Origin of the sequence: Shouchella miscanthi, assembly GCF_007725405.1 — a bacterium.
In the GTDB taxonomy this organism is placed as follows: domain Bacteria; phylum Bacillota; class Bacilli; order Bacillales; family Bacillaceae_D; genus Shouchella; species Shouchella hunanensis.
In genome coordinates this window covers 1,894,643-1,915,269 of record NZ_CP042163.1, presented here as the reverse complement: position 1 = coordinate 1,915,269, position 20,627 = coordinate 1,894,643, and the positions used below count along the sequence as shown (strand labels likewise).

Here is a 20,627-nt window from a genome sequence, read left to right as displayed (position 1 = left end):
TCCACCACTACGAACACAAAAAACGTTCCATCTAGACGACGGAACGACGCATGCAAATAAACTGGCTAGGACTTACAAACAACCAATCATTCTACATATCGCACTTCCCTTCGCTAGCATTATCTAGATCAGGTAAAGGGTTAAGGATTTATCCTCTCTCAGCTCTTCGCACCCCTAGTGGCATTTATAATTTTTTGTTAAGCTAATTAGATCACATTCTTGAAGCTTTATCAAGGGAATGTTTGACTTTTTCTAAACGAAACAACTCATCTAACGATTCAATCGAGTATGTGGCGTGAATAGATGTTTCATTTGATCGGCTATCTCGATTTAACCACACGGATGGAATCCCGCTTGCATTTGCACCCTTAATATCCGTATGAAGATTATCACCAACCATTATCGCTTCATGAGGTTCAAGATGGAGACGATGTAATGCGTCTTCAAACATCATAACGTCCGGCTTCCCTCTTCCAAAAGACCCAGATATAAGAATATGATCAAAGTATGGTACAAGCTCTGGCGTTAATTCTAGCTTTGTATTTTGTAGATCAGGAGAGCCATTTGTTAGTAAAACAAGATGAACTTTATCCTTCAACACATTTAACGTTGAGAACGTGTCTTCATACACAACTGGGTGCTTACGACGCTCGACTGGGAATAGATTTGCAAGATGTTGTGCGAACGCTTCATTGTCAATCCCCACTCGCTTTAACCCTTCGTGCCACGCCGCTTTTTGATAAACTGGCGCAACCTCTCTTAACGCTTTAAAGCCTTCCTCTTCGTCGCGAAAGCTACCCCATAATCCTTCAAATGGGTTGATGCCAATGTTTACTGTAAAAGGATACGTCTCATAGGATTGGTAAAGCGTTCTTGCTTCTTCCCTTACACACTCCTCTAGTTCCTTTGGATCGAGCTCTTTTTCAACAGCTGCCTGCAAGCACGTCTGCTTAAATGCTAAGGCAATACTTTTTTTATCCCACAGTAATGTATCGTCTAAATCAAAAAATACGGCTTTTATCATCGGCTCCCTCGCTTTAACCATTAATCATTATCGATTTCAACAATCCAGCCGAAACGATCTTCTTCTTTTCCAACGTGTAGATCTGTTAAGTAATTGTATAGTTTCTGAGCTAAAGGACCCGTTTCATTATTATGAATGGTAATGTTTTCATCGTTCCATTCTAATTGTCCAACTGGTGAGATCACCGCAGCAGTTCCGGTTCCAAACACTTCTTCTAAGACACCGTCTCGATGAGCTTGAAAGATTTCTTCAATTTCAACTTGCTGCTCTTTTACTGTTAATCCCCAGTCTTTTAAAACTTGAATGACACTATTTCGCGTCACACCATCAAGAATACTATCGTTTAACTTTGGTGTGACGATCTCGCCATTTATTTTAAAGAAGACGTTCATACTTCCGACTTCTTCAACGTATTTCTTCTCGCTTGCATCTAGCCACAATACTTGCGACTTTTGTTTTGCCGTGGCACGTTCTTGAGCTTTATAAGCAGAACAGTAGTTGCCGGCTGTTTTAGCTGTACCAGTTCCTCCAGGAGCAGCGCGCGTATAGCGTTCCTCGACTAAAATACTAACTGGCGACATTCCTTCTTTGTAGTAAGCGCCGACTGGCGATAAAATAACCATTAATTTATAAGAATGAGAAGGTGCCACACTTAAATTCGGTTCCGTTGAAATAATAAATGGACGTATATAAAGCGAGGTTCCCTCTTTTTCGGGGATCCACTTTTTATCAATAATCAACAATTCTTTTAAATAACTTAATAGTTGTTCTTCATCAACAGGCGGAATCGTTAACCTTTCACTAGAGCGATTAAGACGTTTAATATTCATATCCGGTCGAAACAAGCGAATGGTTCCGTCTTCTTTCGATCGATACGCTTTTAACCCTTCAAAAACGGTTTGTCCATAATGAAATACCATTGAAGCTGGATCAAGTGTTAAGGGCTGGTATGGAATGATACGAGGACTGTACCAACCCTTTTCTTCAGAATAATCCATAATAAACATATGATCTGTAAAGACTGTTCCGAAAACGAGAGAATCTGGATCTGGCTTTGTCTTTTCGTGGGTACATTTCATAATTTCTAGTGTATGTTCTGACATAAAAAAGCTTCCTTTCTTACTCCTTATAAAATAAGTATCTTTGTCCATACTAAATCAAAATAGGATTTTTTATCATATAACTATAACACGAATTTGTATTTTCAAACAGTTTAAACATTAATGAAGAACAATAAATATGCACCAAAGAAAGGAAGAAGAATGAGACGTTACGAGGAATTGCGTAAAGGTGAAGGTGGTGCATGGCTAAGTATAGGCACATACCTTTTCTTAGCTAGCTTAAAACTAATTATCGGTTACCTCTTTTTGTCGCAAGCCCTCGTGGCTGACGGCTATAACAATGCTGCTGACATTATTGTTTCTGTAGCTGTTCTTGTTGGCTTGCGTATATCTCAAAAGCCACCTGATCACGATCATCCTTACGGTCATTTTCGGGCTGAACATATTGCAGCACTCCTAGCTTCGTTTATCATGGCTGTCATCGGCTTACAAGTTATCCTAAATGCTGGGACTACGCTGCTTGCAAATGAACCAGTTGAAGCACCTCGTTTCATTACTGCTTGGGTAGCTGGATTTAGTGCGATTATTATGCTTTTCGTCTACCGTTTTAACCGCAAGCTAGCAGAAAAAATTAATAGCCAAGCATTAAAAGCGGCCTCACAAGACAATAAGAATGATGCCCTAGTTAGTATTGGTGTTGTTATTGGAATTATTGGCTCCCATCTTCATTTGAGCTGGATTGATCCTTTAATGGCTTTTTTAATTGGTCTTATCATTTGTTATACGGCATGGTCTATTTTTAAAGAAGCGAGTCACTCGTTAACTGATGGATTTAGTGAAGAAGCACTCCAGCCATTTAAATCAACGGTTTTGGCGATTGACGGTGTACAAAATTTGTTGGGCATTAAAGCAAGGCAAGTCGGTTCAACCATCTACGCTGATGTAACGATTACAGTCATACCGTCTATGAGTGTTCGTACTAGTCACGAGATTGCCGACCTTATCGAGCAAACACTTCGTGATCAACACGATGTGACAGAGACAACCGTACATGTTGAGCCAGATACAACGTAAAACAAAAGAAGCTGCAGTCGTTTCTGCAGCTTCTTACTTGTTTAATTCAACACGGTCACCTGTACTTGTTGACGCCCAAATTGAAATGCTTCATCTTTTGTTTGCACGTATAAATCAATTTTTTGTCCTTTAATCGCTCCACCTGTGTCTCCGGCAATTGCTTCGCCATAGCCCTCTACATATACCCTACTACCAAGTGGAATAACGTTCGGATCAACAGCGACTACTTTTTGATTTGGGTTTGCACGTAAATCAATGCCTGTTCTCGTAACACCTGAACAGCCTTCGCAATAAGCAGTATATGCTGTCGCTTCCATTGTCATGGTTTGACCAGCAGATTCGTTTACTGCTACAGTCGTTTCTTCTTCAACTGCTGTCGTTTCTTCTTCTATAGTCGTTTCTTCTTTCTTTTTATTGTTCACTTCCGCTTCCGCTGTCACTTCTACTGTTTGTTCTTCCTCACTAGTAGTCGTATCTTCTGTTTGTTCCGCTTGTGCCTCTTGCTCTTCCTGTTGCTTAGTAGCCGGAGTTGATTCAACAACATTGGCTACCTTTGTTTGATTGTAATAAAGATGTGCATGTGTTTCTGGACCGGCAATGCCATCTACAAGTAAATGATTGGCTTGTTGAAAAGCTACCACCGCTTGTGTTGTAAGAGGACCAAACTGGCCATCAATTGAACTGCTATAATAATTTAGCTCCTGCAGCTTTTTTTGTAATGCTTCTACAAGCAATCCTTGACTCCCCTCTTGCAATATTTCTAACGCACCTAACGTTTGCTTTCCAACAATTCCATCTACACTTAAACCGTGCTCTTCTTGATAGGCTTTCACCGCTTCAACCGTTGCATCATCGAATATGGAAGACATATCCTCTTCTTTTAAGAAATCTTGTTCCACTAATTGGCTTTGTAACCACTCTACCCGTTCACTTTCTTCGTTTGTTTCAATCGTTTGAACAGATGTTGCATATGTATGGTCTGGCAGTAAAAATAGTACCCCCATTAGGAATGTAGCGATCATACCGATCATATATTTCATTACGAACCTCTCCTTATATGCTTTTTCCCTATTTTTCATTAATCCCCTTTTGTTACGGTGGCGAAAAGCCTCTGAAGTCTTCATAAAAAAATGAACGCCTCCTTCTTGTAATCTGTTCCATACCTACTCGTCGTTGTCCTAAATTAATACTTATTACAGTCCATTTAATCTTTTTGTAACCTATCTGTAACAATATAACGGTCATAAAAAGCACGAAACCACTACTAGGTCATACGATAGTAAAAAACAAGAGGGAGATATGTATGACCAACTACACAGATATGCTTGCTGCCTTTGGAATTGGTAGCGCCCACCCTGGTGGTTTTAAAAAATCAATAGCCATGATTATGCATATGGACATTGATGAACGTTCGACTGTTCTTGATTGTGGGTGCGGAACTGGCCAAACGTCCGCCTACATTAAACAACAATTTGATTGTGAGATGGTTGCACTTGAATGCCATCCTCTTATGCTTAAAAAAGCACAGCAACGTTTTACAGACAACCTTTTACCTGTTGATTTACATCAAGCATCTATAGAAGCGATTCCATTAGAGCAAGATTATGTTGATTATGCTCTAACAGAATCTGTATTAAGCTTCGTGTCCATTGATCGCGCTTTAGCTGAACTATATCGAGTGCTTAAAAAAAGCGGCACCCTTTTTATCAATGAGCTTGTTTGCTTCGCCCCTTTGTCAAATGACGAGCGAACTGTACTACAAAACGCCTATGGATTTACGTCACTTTATTCATCTGACCAATGGGTAGAACGATTAACACAGGCAGGTTTTAGCACCATTCAAACGATGGAGAAGTACACAGCAGAATCATTACAGCACGATGAAACGGACAAAGGAAACGATATGCGACCGTCTGAGACGATTAATACCCAGTTCTATGAAAAGATGCATCAACACCAATTATTGATGGCAAACTATAAAGATAAAATTGGCCACATTATCATAAAAGCGTCAAAAACAGAAACGTAAGAATCCCAGCTTGCTCGAAATCGCTTTCATGTGGTATGGTCATAGCGAATCTTCGAGCATGATTAGTTTTTAGAGAATCATGCCTTGACTACAGGTAAGCAATAGAGAAAGGACGTACGAAATGACGAAGCAAAATATCGGTGTTATTGGTGTTGGCGTGATGGGGAGAAGTTTAGCCCTTAACTTTGAAAGTAAAGGGTATCGTGTTTCTTTATACGATGTTTCCGAAGAACGAGTAAACCAAATCATTGCCTTAGAGAAAAAGAAAAACTTAGTAGGGACTTATTCCCTTGAGGAACTTGTTGCTTCTTTAGAAACGCCTCGCAAAATTATGCTCATGGTTCAAGCTGGCGAGGTAACTGATTCTGTAATCGACTCATTGCTTCCTTTACTTGATGAAAAAGATATTTTAATTGACGGAGGAAACACGTATTATACGGATACCATTCGTCGATCTGAACGAGTTGAAGCGCGTGGTGTTCATTTTATCGGCGCTGGTGTATCAGGCGGCGAAGAAGGCGCACTAAAGGGTCCTTCTATTATGCCTGGTGGACAAAAGCAAGCCTATGAACTCGTTCGCCCACTTTTTGAAGATATTTCTGCCAAAGTAAATGGCGAACCATGTACAACATACATTGGACCTAATGGTGCAGGTCATTATGTGAAAATGGTTCATAATGGAATTGAGTACGGTGATATGCAGCTTATTTCTGAATCCTATGCTCTATTAAAAGAGATTGTTGGTCTTTCAAACGAGGAACTTCACCATGTCTTTAAAGAATGGAATGAAGGCGAACTTGACAGCTACTTAATTGAAATCACCGCAGACATCTTCACAAAACAAGATGAAGAAACTGGACAAGCACTTGTTGACGTTATTCTTGATTCGGCAGGTCAAAAAGGTACAGGAAAGTGGACAAGCAAAAGTGCCCTCGATCTAGGTGTTCCTCTATCGATCATCACTGAGTCCGTTTTCGCTCGCTTCTTATCAGCAATTAAAGAAGAGCGTATTCAAGCAAGTAAAGTGCTTTCTGGACCAGAAATCTCTTCTTATTCAGGCGACAAACAAGCGTTAATTGAAGAGATTCGTAAAGCTCTTTTCTTTAGTAAAGTGCTTTCTTATGCTCAAGGTTTTGCTCAATTAAAAGCAATGTCAGATGAGCAGAATTGGGATATCCAATATGGAGAAGTTGCACGAATCTTCCGGGGAGGCTGTATTATTCGTGCTGCGTTCCTTCATAAAATTACGGAAGCTTTTTCAAGTAACCCAGAGCTAGCAAACCTATTGCTCGATCCTTACTTTGAAAACATTGCTTCTTCTTATCAAAGCTCATTAAGAAAAGTCATTTCACTTGCTGTTGAAAACGGCGTTCCTGTCCCAAGCTTTTCAAGCGCCATTGCGTATTATGACAGTTACCGAAGTGAACGCTTGCCAGCTAATTTGCTTCAAGCGCAGCGTGATTATTTCGGCGCTCACACGTATAAGCGTATTGATAAAGACGGTATTTTCCATACGAACTGGGTATAAATTAGACGATTAATAAAGTAAACCGCGGTGGATTTAGTTATCCATCGCGGTTTTCGTGTTTACATGAGGCATGTCACTAAACTTTTTCTCAACGTAACAAGCCATTCATCAAAACTGACAAAATCTATTTCGTTAAACGTTTTGATTATATTGAAGCTTATCTTTTTTTGGCGGACGTCCAAATAGTCGTGCATACTCGCGATTAAATTGAGTAGCACTCTCATGTATCAATTAATCGATAGCCTGATTCAATTGCTTGTACAACTGCTTGTTTACACTGTTGATGATCGTCAATTTGAAACACACCGAAACCGAGAACAGGCATCTTTATTCCGTTATTCAATAAGATGTTTTCCATTTGAACTTCTCCCTTCTTTTACGCTTACTATTTACTGTAAACGGTAAAGCTCCGCTTCTGTCGTATAATTCTATTCAAAAATTGCCTATTTCTATCAAGTGTTCATACCCCTCATTTACCGGCTTTTCCTTAGTAAAACTTCTTCAACCTGTTCGTTCTCGTTCAAAAAAAAAAGCGCCGTTCGTCGGCGCTTTTTTTGCTTCTCAGTATCTGTGCGTGAATAACATACTGACTTGTTCCTTTACTTATCTGGTTCTACATGATTTCCTCTTGCACGTTCATCTCGATCTCGATTTTCTTTCGTTTGCTCCTGAGATTCTGTATAACTACGTCGTTCATCAAAATCTGACTCGGAATCATCCATTGTTTCATTGGATTCCGGATTTGTATGATCGTCTCTTTCTTCATCATCTCGATCTCGATTTTCCATAGTTTCTTCTTGAGCTACTGTATTACTCCGTTCATGGCTTCCTTGAGCATTCAACTCGTTTTCTTCTCTAAGCTTTTTGAAGTCTGACCGTTCACCGTGCCAAATGAGATCAAAAATAGCACGTCCATTAGTAGGCTGTCCGTCTGGAAGATAGACTGGGATCACATCGAAAAGCATGTAGTAGAAGCAATAAAAAATAAAGGTGGTCCAAAAGATATTAGGCGGTAAAACGTCACCAAGCACGAGTGAATTTACAAGAAACGCAAAAGTGCCTGTTGTAATAATTGGTGCAGCATAGATGAAACCATGCCAAAAACGGTTACCTGGCTTTAATTCATCGTATTCCATCCAGCTGTACATAAAGAAATAACGTCTAACCTCTATCGTTCGGAGCTTAAAAAAAGTAGGACCGCTACCGATAATTAATTTTTTATTTTCACCTCTAAGCAGTGTTGCAGCCAAATAATAACCTGATTCACGTATAACCGTGACAATCGGAAGGATAAAAAGAGCTGCCATAAACAACCGTAACCAATCAGTTGGACTAAACAAATGGTCTCCTCTCTTATTCATATCGATTTATCTACATTTCTATTTGTCTTTCATTTGTATAAGATGACGGATGGACAATGCTACAGGAATAGAAGAATGAATACAATCATTTTAACGGTTATAGAGCAAAATCAGGATAATCTTCCCAGTTCTAATACAAATTTAGCCGTTTGCATGATCTTTATTCTATTCATAGTTGTACCCACAAAAATAAGGGAAGGAGCATGTATACTCCTTCCCGTCACCTTGCTTATTTGTCTACATTTCTTCAACAGGCCACCAAGCGTGACCATCACCTGCCAGCAAACGATCTGCTTCTTTAGGACCCATTGTCCCTGCTCGATAGTTTACCGGTTTATGAGCAGACTCTTTCCATGCATTTGAAATAGCATCAACGAGTGACCAAGATAAACTTACTTCATCCCAATGAGCAAAGTTTGTGGCATCACCCATCATGCAATCATAAAGTAAACGTTCGTATGCTTCTGGTGTGTTAACACGATCTTCACTATCATGGCGATATTCCAAATGGACTGGGGTTGTGTCGGCAGAGCCGATCTTTTTACCATTTAACACAATCGTAATGCCTTCGTCTGGCTGAATGTGAATAATAAGCAAGTTAGGTCCTGTTGCTTTATGTTCCTTCGCATAAAGATTAAGGGGCATCTCTTTAAATTCAATCACAATCTTCGTTGATTTGACAGCCATCCGTTTCCCTGTTCGAATGTAAAAAGGAACACCTGCCCACACGTGGTTATCAATCATTAATTTAGCCGCAACATAGGTTTCTGTGTAAGAATGAGGGTCGACATTGTCTTCCTCGACGTAACCTGGAACCTGTTGACCGTTCATGTTACCTTCATGATATTGTGCGCGAACAACGGTATCATCAATATTGTCGTTCGTAATAAGACGCAGTGCTCGAAGCACCTTTATTTTTTCACTTCTTATTTCGTCTGTTGTTAATTGCAATGGTACGTCCATTGCCAATAAGGAAACCATTTGCAGCATATGGTTTTGTACCATATCACGTAATGCACCAGATTTTTCATAGTAGCCACCTCGGCCTTCTACACCAAGCTTTTCACTAGAGGTTACTTGTACGTTAGCAATATGGCGGTTGTTCCAAAGCGGTGCAAACATGGCATTTGCAAAGCGGATGACCTGTATATTTTGCACCATTTCTTTTCCTAAATAATGATCAATTCGATAGATTTCATCTTCAGCAAACGCTTCACGTATTTCACTATTTAGCACTTTGGCCGTTTGTAAATCTGTTCCAAATGGCTTTTCGATAACAAGTCTTGTCCACCCTTTTGTTTCCTTTAAGCCATATTTATGTATAGACTGAGCAATTTGCCCAAAGAATTCTGGCGCCATTGCCATGTAAAAAATTCGGTTCCCTGGCAGTTGGAAATCTTCTTCTTTTGTCTCGATTTCCTGCTTTAAGTCTTTATAGGAATCTTTATTCGTTACATCAAATAACATGTAAGAAAAATGAGTAAGAAATGATTCTACTTTATCTAGTTGCTGATTGGTTTCTTCTAGCGCTTCTTGAACGACACGTTTTAATGTTTCGTCGCTCCACTCTCTTCTTCCTAATCCTATGACAGCAAATTTATTCGATAGCAATCCTTTTACATATAAATTGTATAAAGATGGAAACAATTTTCGTTTTGCTAGATCTCCAGTTGACCCAAATATAACAAAAACAGCCTCTGACTGTCTATTATCTTTCATGAGTATACCCTCTTTCTATTTCACAACGCTTATCATTTTCTATCCTCATACTAAGGTTAGTGCTTTTCATGATACCAGTTTCTCTTTCATTTAGCTACATTTTGAACTGTGAATTCATTGGTTTCTACCTGTTTTTCATTGTAACCGCTTTTTGTAATCGCTATCCTATTTTCTTGCACATCTTCTTCATGTTTGTCCAATGAATTTAGTGAGAGAAACGAAAAAGGGCGATTGGTCTCGGTGAATCATCCAACCTCATTTTGACTTCTGCGAATAGTCTACAGTATCCTACAAAAAGGTGGTGGATTACTTGTCTCGTTCACGCGATGAGAAAAAGAATGAAAAGCGAAATGATTGTGACTGTCAGTGTCAAAATCCATGTCGTTTTCCTTTCTTTCCGTTTCCAATTTCGAGAGGCACCAACTGTCAATCTTTAGTTGCGATTGCAAATACCGTCTTAGCTTTACCAGCTAACACCCCAGTAACAATTACGACAGCTACGAGCACATTCACAGGAATATTTATTGGGTTTAACCTTGCGAATGGTACGGTTGTGTTTACAGATGGTGTACAAACTCGAACATTTACACTTTCTCAAATTTGTACAATTAGCTAACAGTGCAAAAGTCGAGCTTCAGAAATCGAGCTCGACTTTTTTACGCTTGCAATACATATTCAACTTCAGACTTGAATACGATGATTTAAAGGAGTTGATAGAATGTTCGGAAATGGAGAATGGGTGATTTATAAAGCTGGTCGCACAAGTATATTAGGATGGATCAGTGATGCTAAAGTTATTGCGTCAAGCTCTTCAAATGAACCGATTAAAACGATGTATCAATTCTACACGAAGCAACGAGTTTTAAATGGCAAACAACCACTACTTGCAAATGAAGAAGATTTGCAAACGAGCAAAGCTCGTTTAAAAGAATCTGATATAAGAGCTTTACAAGAACTAGCACTACTCACTAAGGACAAGCAGTGGTTCATGGAGTTAAGTCGCTTAAGAGATAAAGTAGGAATTCGAAAAAATGTATCGAATTAATTGGTTTTTCTTATACTTATTTTCATTCTCATTATAGCTTCATTATCTTTTAGTTGAATCACAGAATCGATGAAACCTACTCAACCGACTAGTTAAACAGAGTGACCGGCTGAAGCGATGTTGCCGATACGGTCCTCTTTATACATGAATTTTTATACATTTCATTTAAAACAGGTTTATAATTTATATAGAGTGGGTATAGAGTTTAGAATTAATTTCTTAACTCTTTAGGGGGCTTTCCTTTGCCAACAGATGGACTGTATTCATATATAAAATCAAAAACAGATGAGCTGACAGAAGAATGGTACAAGTCTTTGGACAAATCACAAGACGGTGTGTATAGTACTTCCGATCCTCGTCAAATTGAATTGCTCAAAGACCAAAATCGTGCTTTCCACACTCTTTTTACTGAATTATTTAACCCGACTAAGAATGGAATTCACGATGAAGAATTTTTAAAATGGATTGAATCAATTGCGAATGATCGTGCTCATCAACGAACACCCTTCAACAATATTTTGAGCGAGTTTTTTAGAACACAGCAACAGTATATGGATCTTATATTATCTTATGCCGAATCGGTTAAACAAGAATCTATTTCTCTTAAGGATGTTTATCGTTGGAACGAAATTGTCGTTCAAGGAGTTAACGAAGTCATTTTAGAGTTTTCTAGGCAAAATAAAAAGCAATCAGACTATCAATTAAATGCACAAAAACAAATGATTGATGAGTTAAGTTCACCCATTATTCAACTGGCTCCAAAAACAGCTCTATTGCCACTTGTAGGTGAGATTGATACCCACCGTGCAAAAGTAATGTTTGATCATACACTCCAACATTGCTCCGAGCAATATATTCATACACTATTCATTGATTTATCAGGTGTGCCCGTTATTGATACGATGGTGGCACAACAAATATTCCAGCTTATTAAAGGGTTAAAGCTTATTGGTGTTCAAACCTCTTTATCTGGGTTACGTCCAGAAATTGCTCAAACAGCTGTACAGCTTGGTATTTCTTTCTCTGACGTTACCATTCATTCTACTTTGGCTCAGGCTCTTGAACGCAAACAACTGATTTTCTAAAAGTAAATGTCCATGTCAGTCGCCATCATCCAAACCCATTTCAAACGAAAAAAGAAGTAAAATCGGCTTTAACGATTTTACTTCTACTTTACACTTATTCGTTTTATCAGCCTCAAGTGGAACGCGCGGGTCGATTATTCGCTTTGTCAGCTGCTTGTGCGTTTTTTATTGCTTCTGCACGATTTTCCTTTAGCTCTTCAATCGTTTTTTGCTTTAATCTTGCTGCTCCTGATGATTTTTTTGTCACTAGCCTAGGCTCAGTTGACTGTCTTTGCTTTGCTTTTTCAATACTTTTTTCATATTGAGGAAGCCATTCTTCTTGCGCAATTAATAGATCATCTACCAGCTGCCAAATTTCAGGTGGTGTACAGACGGCACCCGTTAACGGATCCATCATAAAAGCTTGGCGCAATAGCTGTTCATCTCCGGTTACAGCTGCCATGATTGCTAGCCGCTGAACCTGGATGCTCGCGTTGCAGACGGCCGCACAACCAAGGGGCAAATCTCCAATGAACGTCATAGTCAATCCATTTCGATCTACATAACCAGGTGCTTCAATGACACAATCTTTTGGTAGATTGGTAATCGTCCCATTGTTGACACGATTAAAATGGCCACGATAGACACGCCCTGTTTCAAGGGCTTCAATAATATATGAACCATGTTCTTCACTACGATTTTCATTGCAATAGATAAGAACTGGATCCTGCATCCAATTTGGGAAGTCTTCTTTAAACCAATTCCGACCTTCTGAGCATACACGTAAATACCCGCCTGTTTCGCCATTAATCCATGTCCCTAAATCAATCCAATCCATTATTTCATCAGAGCGCTTACGATACCACGGTACATATTCACTTAGATGACCATTCGATTCCGTACTGTAATACCCAAAGCGTTTGAGCATGTCGATTCTTACTTTTTCTGTCTTACTGTATTCAGGATGTTGTTCAAATGCATCAAGTAGCATCGGTGTTAACTCATTTCCGTTATGTTTTATTTGAATGTACCAAGTTTGGTGGTTAATACCCGCACAGACTATATCCACCTCTTTTTTGTCTAGTCCAAAAACAGTTGCAATTTGTCTATGGCCACCTTGCACGCCGTGACAGAGGCCTACCGTATTTACTTCTCCGTACGTCTGACACACCCATGTTAACATTGCCATAGGATTGGCATGATTTAGTAATAAGCAGTTTGGTTCGGCTACTTCGCGAATATCTTTGCAAATTGCCAGCATTTCCTGAATGCCCCTTTGACCATACATAATGCCGCCTGCGCTTAAGGTATCTCCAACACATTGATCAATACCATAATTCAAAGGAATCGAGATATCTTGTTCAAATGCCTCCAATCCACCAATTCGAACAACCGAAAAAATATAGCGTGCATCTTTAAGTGCTTCTTTACGATTAAGTGTTGCTTGTATCTCGGTGTTAAAGCCATTTTCTTTTAGATCTCGTTGACAAAGAGCCGTTACCATCTCTAGATTCTCAGCATTGATGTCTGTGAACGAAATTCTAACTTGCTTAAATTCAGGGACAGATAGTAAATCTCGTAGTAACATTCTTGTAAAGCCAATGCTTCCTGCTCCAATAAAGGTGACTTTAAATGACATATACTATCCTCTCTTCTTATTCATAATGTCAAACGCAACAGCCGCTAGTAAAACGAGCCCTTTGATCGCCTGTTGCCAATCAATTCCGAGACCTAAGATGGACATTCCGTTATTCATAACACCCATAACAAGGCCACCTACTACTGCGCCGATGACTGTTCCAACACCCCCGTAAGCGGATGCTCCACCAATAAAAGCAGCTGCAATGGCATCTAATTCAAATAAGTTACCTGCACGCGGTGTAGCCGCATTTAACCGAGCCGCGAAAATCAGACCAGACAAGGCTGCGAGCATCCCCATGTTCACAAACACCATAAAGGTTACGCGCTTCGTCTTAATACCGGAAAGAGCTGCGGCTTTTTCATTTCCACCTACTGCATAGATATGACGACCAAAGACTGTCTTCTTCGTTAGAAATGCGTAAAAAGCAATTAACGCAATCAACAAGATGAGAATATAAGGAATTCCGCGATAGCTGGCCAAGATATACGTAAAGCCTAAAATAACGGCTGCGATACCAACAAGTTTCAAAATGAATAATGTCGGATTTAGCACATCCGTACCGTTGTTTTGTTTTCTCTTCCGCCCGCGCAACTCAATAAAAATGAGAATGGCACAAAGCAACACACCAATTAACAAGGATAACAGGTGCAAAGAAGAACCATTAAACACATCTGGAAGAAATCCTGAACTTAATCGTTGAAAGGATGGAGGAAATGGTGCAATTGATTGCCCTTGCAACATAATTAACGTGATTCCTCTAAAGATCAGCATCCCAGCAAGGGTCACAATAAATGCAGGAATTTTGACATAAGCAACCCAAAACCCTTGCCAAGCTCCAACTAACGCACCGACCAATAAGCAAATTAACACAGATAAAATGGGGTCAAGATTCATTTGTATCATTAGGATAGCAGATAGTGCTCCAATAAAAGCAGCAATCGACCCTACTGACAAATCAATATGCCCCGTAATAATAATAAGAACCATACCAATAGCAAGTATAAGAATATAACTGTTCTGTAAAATCAAATTTGTGATATTTAATGGCTGTAGTAGAATACCATCTGTTAAGAGTTGGAATAGAATCATAATAAGCAACAATGCAAATGTCATACTGTATTGACGTACGTTATTTTGGATGACGCTCAATAGCGCTTTCATGGGGAAACCTCTCTTGTTTTCGTCATTAATTTCATTAATCTTTCTTGTGAAAGTTCATCTTTAGCGAGCTCGCCTGTAATCTGACCTTTATTCATCGCATATACACGATCACACATCCCCATCAATTCTGGTAGTTCAGAAGAAATAAGGACGATCGCTTTCCCTGTCGCTGCTAGTTCTCGAATAATGGTATAAATTTCATATTTGGCTCCAACATCAATCCCTCTAGTAGGTTCATCTAAAAACAAAACATCTGGATCAGAAAAAATCCACTTACTTAAAACAACCTTTTGTTGATTTCCTCCGCTTAATTTACCAGTCTCTTGCAAGATTGTCGGCGCCTTTATATGCAACTTCCGTTTAAATTCTTCAGCAACCCTTACTTCATTTTGCTCATCAATGATGGCGCGTGAAGAAAGCTTATTTAAACTAGCCAACGAAATGTTCTCTTTAATGTCGTTCATCAAAACGAGCCCGTATGATTTTCGATCTTCCGTTGCATATGCCAAACCCTGCTTAATTGCTTCACTGACAGACTGAAGGTCTATTACTTTCCCGTCTTTCTTAATCGTTCCAGTAATTTGTGTCCCGTACGCCTTGCCAAATATGCTCATGGCAAATTCCGTTCGACCAGCACCCATTAGACCAGCGAGACCAACGATTTCTCCACGCCTTACATGAAAATCAGCATCCATGATAATTTGTCTTTCTCGCTGAACCGGATGATACACATTCCATTTTTCGACTGAAAAGATCGTACTACCAATCTCTGATTTGCTCGGAGGATAGCGATTCGTTAGACTTCTACCAACCATTCCTTTAATAATGTCATCTTCATTAATCTCTTTTTCTTCTAGATCATACGTTTCAATTGTCTTGCCATCGCGTAAAATCGTTACAGCATCGGCAACTTGTCTAATCTCATTCAGTTTGTGAGAAATAATAATAGAAGTAATACCTTGTTCTTTTAATTCCACAAGCAGATTTAGAAGGTTATCACTATCGGTTTCATTTAATGAAGCAGTTGGTTCATCTAAGATGAGTAACTTTACTTTTTTTGCCAATGCTTTTGCAATTTCTACTAACTGTTGCTTCCCTACGCCAATGTGCTTAATGAGCGAATCATGGGGCTCATCTAAATTCACTTTTTTTAATAAGGATTTTGTTTCTTTCGCAGTCGCATCCCAATCAATGACACCAAATCTCTTGCGCTCATTTCCTAGAAAGATATTTTCCGCAATGCTTAACTCAGGGATTAAGGCAAGCTCCTGGTGAATAATGACAATTCCTTCCGCTTCACTTTGCTTTAAATCTTTGAATTGACACGTTCCTCTATTCAAAAAGATCTCACCGTTATATGTACCAAACGGATAGACACCACTTAACACTTTCATTAGTGTCGATTTACCAGCTCCATTTTCTCCACATAAAGCATGAATCTCCCCTTGTTTCACGATCAAGTTCACATTGTCCAACGCTTTAACACCAGGGAATTCCTTTGTTATTTGTTTCATTTCCAAAAGAACGTCCGCCATTTGCGGTCACCTCCTATATAAAGGCGGTTCTCTCTCATGAGAAAACCGCAATAACCCTTATTGATTTAACTGATCCGCCTCGTAATAGCCGCTGTCTATTAAGATTTCTTCATAGTTATCAATCGTCACAACAACAGGAGTCTCTAGGAATGAAGGAACCACTTTGGAATTATTGTCATAGGTTTCTGTATCATTCACATCAGGCTCATCGCCTTGCAGAACCGCCTCTGTCATTTCAACAGCTTTTTCTGCAAGAACGCGTGTATCTTTAAAAACAGTCATCGCTTGTTCTCCTGCAATAAGCGCATTCACTGAAGGAATATCTGCATCTTGCCCTGTCAAAATTGGCATATCATCAGCTGTAAATCCAGAGTTTTTTAGTGAAGCTAGAATACCAATACTTAATAAATCCGCTGGCGCTAATACAGCATCAAGGTCTTCGCTACCACCATAGTTAGAACTCAACAAATTATCCATTCTACTCTGAGCAGCTGCACCGTCCCAACGAAGAATGGCAATTTGATTAAAATCGGTTTGACCACTTTGCACATTTAATTTCCCTTCATCTAGATAGGGTTGAAGGACAGACATCGCTCCATTAAAGAAGAAATGGGCATTATTGTCATCTGGTGAGCCACCAAATAACTCAATGTTAAATGGTCCTTCTTCATTCTCTAGGTCTAACTCATCAACGATGTATTGACCTTGCAGAACACCTACTTCAAAATTATCGAAAGTCGCATAGTAATCGACAAACTCTGAATTCATAATGAGACGGTCATAGGAGATGATTGGAATCTCTTGTGCATTTGCTGATTCTAATACTGTTGTTAAGGCTTCTCCATCAACAGAAGCGATAACAAGTGCATCTACACCACGTGTGATCATATTTTCAATCTGGGAAACTTGATTTTCTACGACATCCTCCGCATATTGTAGATCCGTTTCATAACCTAGGTCTTCAAAATACGAGACCATGTGATTACCATCAGCAATCCAGCGTTCAGAGGATTGAGTTGGCATGGCAATTCCAATCGTTCCTTTGCCTTCCCCTGATCCTTCTCCTGATCCTTCCTCAGAACATGCTCCTGTAAAAACAACACAACCAAGTACGACGAAACTTCCAATGTATTTTTTCATCTTATTCCCTCCTTATTTTATGAGTAAGCGTTTTCATAATGATGTAACGGTTCTTTCGTACACTCTCTTTACCGATCCTTCCATTATTATTGATCTTCTTAACGATAAGACTTCTCGTTCCAGAACAACTCCTTGCGTATTTGCTCTATACTCGACTCTTTTCCAATTACAAGGCATTCCACATCCATTAGACTTGACCAATCAGCCAGCTGCTCTTTCGTAATCTCGTATGACAAAACTGTGTGATGCGCCCCACCAGCATAGATCCATGCCTCCGTTGCTTCCGAAAACGAAGGAAGCGGTTTCCACAAGACACTAGCTACAGGAAGCTGTGGCATTTCCTGCTGATTCTCGACCGCTTCCACTTCGTTTGCGACAATTCGAAAACGAGAACCGACATCCATTATTGCTGCATTAAGCGCGTGTCCTGCTTTGCCTTTGAAAACAAGCCTTGCCGGGTCCGCTTTGTTGCCCATAGAAAGGGGTTCTACGACAATCGTCGGCTTTTCAGCTGCGATCGTCGGGCATACTTCTAGCATATGTGAGCCTAAGATCAGTTCATTCCCTTGCTCTAAATGATTTGTGTAATCCTCCATAAACGACGTTCCACTGTTACCTGCCATCACTTTAAGTACCCTCAAAAATGCGGCTGTTTTCCAATCCCCTTCTCCAGCAAAACCATACCCTTTTGCCATTAGCCGCTGTGCCGCCAGTCCTGGTAGCTGGCTCATTCCATGTAAATCTTCGAAAGTCGTTGAAAAAGCGCGATAGTTTCCTCGTGCAAGAAAGGTTTCAAGCCCAAGCTCAATTCGTGCCTGTTCTTCAATCGCGCGAACGTCCGCATCTGGATGGAATGTGTACAGGCTGCGATATTCTTCCATTAATGTGGCGACATCTTGGTCATTAACGGCTTCAATCGTTTCGACTAAATCACCGATACCGTAACCGGAAACAGACCAGCCAAGCTGAATTTGCGCCTCAACCTTATCTCCCTCTGTCACCGCTACCTCTCGCATATTGTCACCGAAACGAGCAATCTTTAATTGCTTGCTTTCTTGATAGGCGCGAACTGTTTTCATCCAATCACCGACTCGATTGGCGACATTCGAGTCCTGCCAGTGTCCGGCTATTACCTTACGGTTAATCCCCATTCTTGAAACCATAAAGCCAAATTCACGGTCACCGTGAGCCGACTGATTTAAATTCATAAAATCCATATCAATCGTGGACCACGGAATGTCACGATTGTACTGGGTGTGTAAGTGAAGCATCGGTTTCGTCAATTCTTTTAGTCCCGCAATCCACATCTTTGCCGGTGAAAACGTGTGCATCCACGTAATAATTCCTGCACAGTTTTCATCCATACTCGCTTCCCGCAAGAGTGCAGTAATACGTTCAGGGGAAGTTGCGACCGGTTTTAAGATAAGCTGTTCTGGCAGCAACTCATTCAAGCCTTTGACGATCTCTTCCGCATGAGCAGCGACTTGATCAATCGTTTTTTGCCCGTATAAGGGCTGACTACCAGCAATAAACCAAAAGTGTGACGTTTTTTGTTTAAGCATGAACAACCCCTCCTTTTGTTTTATCTCTCACGCTCCGAAGTGTTTTCATCACATCGTTTTCTCCTTTCCCAAAATAATCATGAAGCTTGCTATATTCCTTATACATTTCTTTGTAGACTTGCGCCCGTTCCGGGTTAGGCTTATAGGACCTATCCTGTACACGCGCCATCTTTTCTGCTGCTGCAAAAATCGTTGCATAGCCACCCGCCGCTTTACCTGCTGCGACGCTTGCATACATAGCTGCCCCAAGCGCTGGTGTTTGTTTGGATGCTGCCACTTTTATTTCCAAATTCGTAATATCAGCAAAAATTTGCATTAACAAATTGTTTTTCTGCGGTAAGCCACCACAGGCAACCAGTTCATTTACTTCAACGCCGGCTTTTGTAAACGCATCAATGATTTTCTTTGTTCCAAATGCCGTAGCTTCCAGCAACGTTCGGTAAATTTCTTCTGATTTCGTTTGCAGCGTCATTCCAAGAATGACCCCTGATAAGTTTGTATCAACCAATGTTGAGCGGTTTCCATTCCACCAATCTAATGCGAGCAAACCGGTTTCACCTGGTTGATAAGCAGCCGCTTTTTCTTCTAGTAACGCATGAAGCGGTACGTTTTTCTGCTTCGCTTCATTAACAAGATCGGATGAGACGCCATGCTCCATAAACCAAGCAAAAATGTCGCCAACAGCCGATTGTCCTGCTTCATAGCCAAAATAGCCAGGGACAATTCCGTCTTCAACTACACCGCACATTCCTTCTACTTCTTTCTCTTCTTCTGCAAGAACGAGATGACAAATGGACGTCCCCATCGCCATCACAAGCTTCCCTGGAGTTACAACCCCTGTTGCCGGTACGGAAACATGTGCGTCTACATTACCAACAGCGACAGCGATACCTGGCAAGAGTCCAATTCGGTCAGCCATCTCTTTCATCAAATTGCCAGCTGTCTCACCTGGAGCGCGAATATGACCTCGTAACTTTGTTGCTGTTAGTCTCTTTAAATCAGGATGCAAGGCTTCAAAAAAAGTATCCTCAGGATAACCGTCCTGCTTGTGCCACATCGCTTTATACCCAGCAGTGCAGCTATTGCGTACAATCGTTCCGGTCATCTGTGCGGTCACCCAGTCGGTGCCTTCAAGAAATGCATCCGCTTCATCAAATAATTGCCGATCCTCATTAAAAATTTGCCATATCTTTGCGATCATCCATTCTGAAGAATACTTGCCTCCATAGCGCTTAAGAAATGCTTCTCCTCTTTCTGCGCCGATTCGATTGATCTCATTTGCTTCATCCTGGGCCGCATGGTGTTTCCATAATTTCACCCATGCATGTGGACGGTTCGCAAAAGATGTATGGAAGCAAAGGGGCTCGCCATCCTCATCAATTGGCAGCATCGTACATGCGGTAAAATCAATGCCAATGCCGATTACATCGCTTGGATGAACACCCGCCTCTGTCAACACTTTAGGAACAGATTGCTCAAGCACATCAATATAATCTCGAGGATGTTGAAGTGCCCACTCAGGCTCCAGCACCACCCCTCCTTTTGGCAATTGCTTAGCCATTACACCATGTGCGTAAGGCGTAACATGCTCAGCAACTTCTGCTCCATCTGCTAAATCAATTAATACCGCTCTGCCTGACTCTGTTCCATAATCGATTCCAATTGTATAGCGCTTGTTCATT

General features: G+C 40.4%; 18 protein-coding genes and 1 riboswitch. Of the genes, 6 read left to right on the top strand and 12 right to left on the bottom strand.

The window, feature by feature from the left end:
* Nucleotides 1-88: 88 nt before the first annotated feature.
* A riboswitch (TPP riboswitch) is annotated at nucleotides 89-186 on the bottom strand.
* 25 nt (nucleotides 187-211) lie between these two features.
* Entirely contained in the window at nucleotides 212-1,024 is an 813-nt protein-coding gene (locus tag FPV17_RS09745) for an HAD family hydrolase (RefSeq protein ID WP_144558861.1), read from the bottom strand.
* Nucleotides 1,025-1,044: 20 nt separating this feature from the next.
* Nucleotides 1,045-2,127 (bottom strand): branched-chain amino acid aminotransferase, encoded by a 1,083-nt coding sequence (locus tag FPV17_RS09740; protein WP_144558860.1) that lies wholly within the window; start codon nucleotides 2,125-2,127, stop codon nucleotides 1,045-1,047.
* Between the two features lie 159 nt (nucleotides 2,128-2,286).
* Between FPV17_RS09740 and FPV17_RS09735 the strand changes: the two genes are divergently transcribed.
* On the top strand, nucleotides 2,287-3,159 hold the full coding sequence (locus FPV17_RS09735) for a cation diffusion facilitator family transporter (protein ID WP_144558859.1): 873 nt from the start codon (nucleotides 2,287-2,289) through the stop codon (nucleotides 3,157-3,159).
* 41 nt (nucleotides 3,160-3,200) lie between these two features.
* Here the strand turns inward: FPV17_RS09735 and FPV17_RS09730 are convergent, their stop codons facing one another.
* Complete coding sequence (locus tag FPV17_RS09730; protein WP_246117163.1) at nucleotides 3,201-4,199, bottom strand: peptidoglycan-binding protein; 999 nt, start codon at nucleotides 4,197-4,199, stop codon at nucleotides 3,201-3,203.
* A 263-nt stretch (nucleotides 4,200-4,462) separates the two neighbouring features.
* On the opposite strand from FPV17_RS09730, the gene FPV17_RS09725 reads away from it, so the two are divergent.
* Both FPV17_RS09725 and gnd read left to right on the top strand, forming a co-directional pair.
* Nucleotides 4,463-5,188 carry a class I SAM-dependent methyltransferase gene (locus FPV17_RS09725; RefSeq protein WP_144558858.1) on the top strand — a complete coding sequence of 242 codons (726 nt, stop codon included), beginning with the start codon at nucleotides 4,463-4,465 and terminating at the stop codon, nucleotides 5,186-5,188.
* A 121-nt stretch (nucleotides 5,189-5,309) separates the two neighbouring features.
* Complete coding sequence (gene gnd / locus FPV17_RS09720) at nucleotides 5,310-6,716, top strand: NADP-dependent phosphogluconate dehydrogenase (RefSeq protein ID WP_144558857.1); 1,407 nt, start codon at nucleotides 5,310-5,312, stop codon at nucleotides 6,714-6,716.
* 220 nt (nucleotides 6,717-6,936) lie between these two features.
* Here gnd and FPV17_RS09715 read toward each other — a convergent pair whose 3' ends face one another.
* From FPV17_RS09715 to zwf, 3 genes are all read right to left on the bottom strand, one after another.
* On the bottom strand, nucleotides 6,937-7,074 hold the full coding sequence (locus FPV17_RS09715; protein ID WP_201769515.1) for a hypothetical protein: 138 nt from the start codon (nucleotides 7,072-7,074) through the stop codon (nucleotides 6,937-6,939).
* Nucleotides 7,075-7,315: 241 nt separating this feature from the next.
* On the bottom strand, nucleotides 7,316-8,056 hold the full coding sequence (locus tag FPV17_RS09710; RefSeq protein ID WP_186370774.1) for a hypothetical protein: 741 nt from the start codon (nucleotides 8,054-8,056) through the stop codon (nucleotides 7,316-7,318).
* Between the two features lie 258 nt (nucleotides 8,057-8,314).
* Nucleotides 8,315-9,796: a glucose-6-phosphate dehydrogenase gene (zwf, locus tag FPV17_RS09705; protein WP_144558856.1), complete on the bottom strand. Its 1,482-nt coding sequence runs from the start codon at nucleotides 9,794-9,796 to the stop codon at nucleotides 8,315-8,317.
* Nucleotides 9,797-10,106: 310 nt separating this feature from the next.
* Between zwf and FPV17_RS09700 the strand changes: the two genes are divergently transcribed.
* From FPV17_RS09700 to FPV17_RS09690, 3 genes are all read left to right on the top strand, one after another.
* On the top strand, nucleotides 10,107-10,412 hold the full coding sequence (locus tag FPV17_RS09700) for a hypothetical protein (RefSeq protein ID WP_035396446.1): 306 nt from the start codon (nucleotides 10,107-10,109) through the stop codon (nucleotides 10,410-10,412).
* 102 nt (nucleotides 10,413-10,514) lie between these two features.
* Nucleotides 10,515-10,841 (top strand): hypothetical protein, encoded by a 327-nt coding sequence (locus FPV17_RS09695; protein ID WP_035396448.1) that lies wholly within the window; start codon nucleotides 10,515-10,517, stop codon nucleotides 10,839-10,841.
* Between the two features lie 242 nt (nucleotides 10,842-11,083).
* Entirely contained in the window at nucleotides 11,084-11,926 is an 843-nt protein-coding gene (locus FPV17_RS09690; protein WP_035396449.1) for an STAS domain-containing protein, read from the top strand.
* 112 nt (nucleotides 11,927-12,038) lie between these two features.
* On the opposite strand, the gene FPV17_RS09685 is transcribed toward FPV17_RS09690, so the two are convergent.
* The 6 genes from FPV17_RS09685 to FPV17_RS09660 form a co-directional block, all read right to left on the bottom strand.
* A complete protein-coding gene (locus tag FPV17_RS09685; RefSeq protein ID WP_144558855.1) occupies nucleotides 12,039-13,544 on the bottom strand; it encodes an alpha-glucosidase/alpha-galactosidase in 1,506 nt (501 codons plus the stop codon).
* A 3-nt stretch (nucleotides 13,545-13,547) separates the two neighbouring features.
* Nucleotides 13,548-14,708 carry a multiple monosaccharide ABC transporter permease gene (gene mmsB / locus FPV17_RS09680; RefSeq protein ID WP_144558854.1) on the bottom strand — a complete coding sequence of 387 codons (1,161 nt, stop codon included), beginning with the start codon at nucleotides 14,706-14,708 and terminating at the stop codon, nucleotides 13,548-13,550.
* Entirely contained in the window at nucleotides 14,705-16,243 is a 1,539-nt protein-coding gene (mmsA, locus tag FPV17_RS09675) for a multiple monosaccharide ABC transporter ATP-binding protein (RefSeq protein ID WP_144558853.1), read from the bottom strand. The genes mmsB and mmsA overlap by 4 nt, the downstream gene beginning before the upstream one ends.
* A gap of 57 nt (nucleotides 16,244-16,300) precedes the next feature.
* Nucleotides 16,301-17,383, bottom strand: a complete 1,083-nt coding sequence (gene chvE, locus FPV17_RS09670) for a multiple monosaccharide ABC transporter substrate-binding protein (protein WP_035394009.1) — start codon at nucleotides 17,381-17,383, stop codon at nucleotides 16,301-16,303.
* A gap of 98 nt (nucleotides 17,384-17,481) precedes the next feature.
* Entirely contained in the window at nucleotides 17,482-18,945 is a 1,464-nt protein-coding gene (gene araA / locus FPV17_RS09665; RefSeq protein ID WP_035394012.1) for an L-arabinose isomerase, read from the bottom strand.
* Entirely contained in the window at nucleotides 18,938-20,626 is a 1,689-nt protein-coding gene (locus FPV17_RS09660) for a ribulokinase (RefSeq protein ID WP_144558852.1), read from the bottom strand. Before FPV17_RS09660 ends, araA begins: the two co-directional genes overlap by 8 nt.
* Between the last annotated feature and the right edge of the window lies 1 nt (nucleotide 20,627).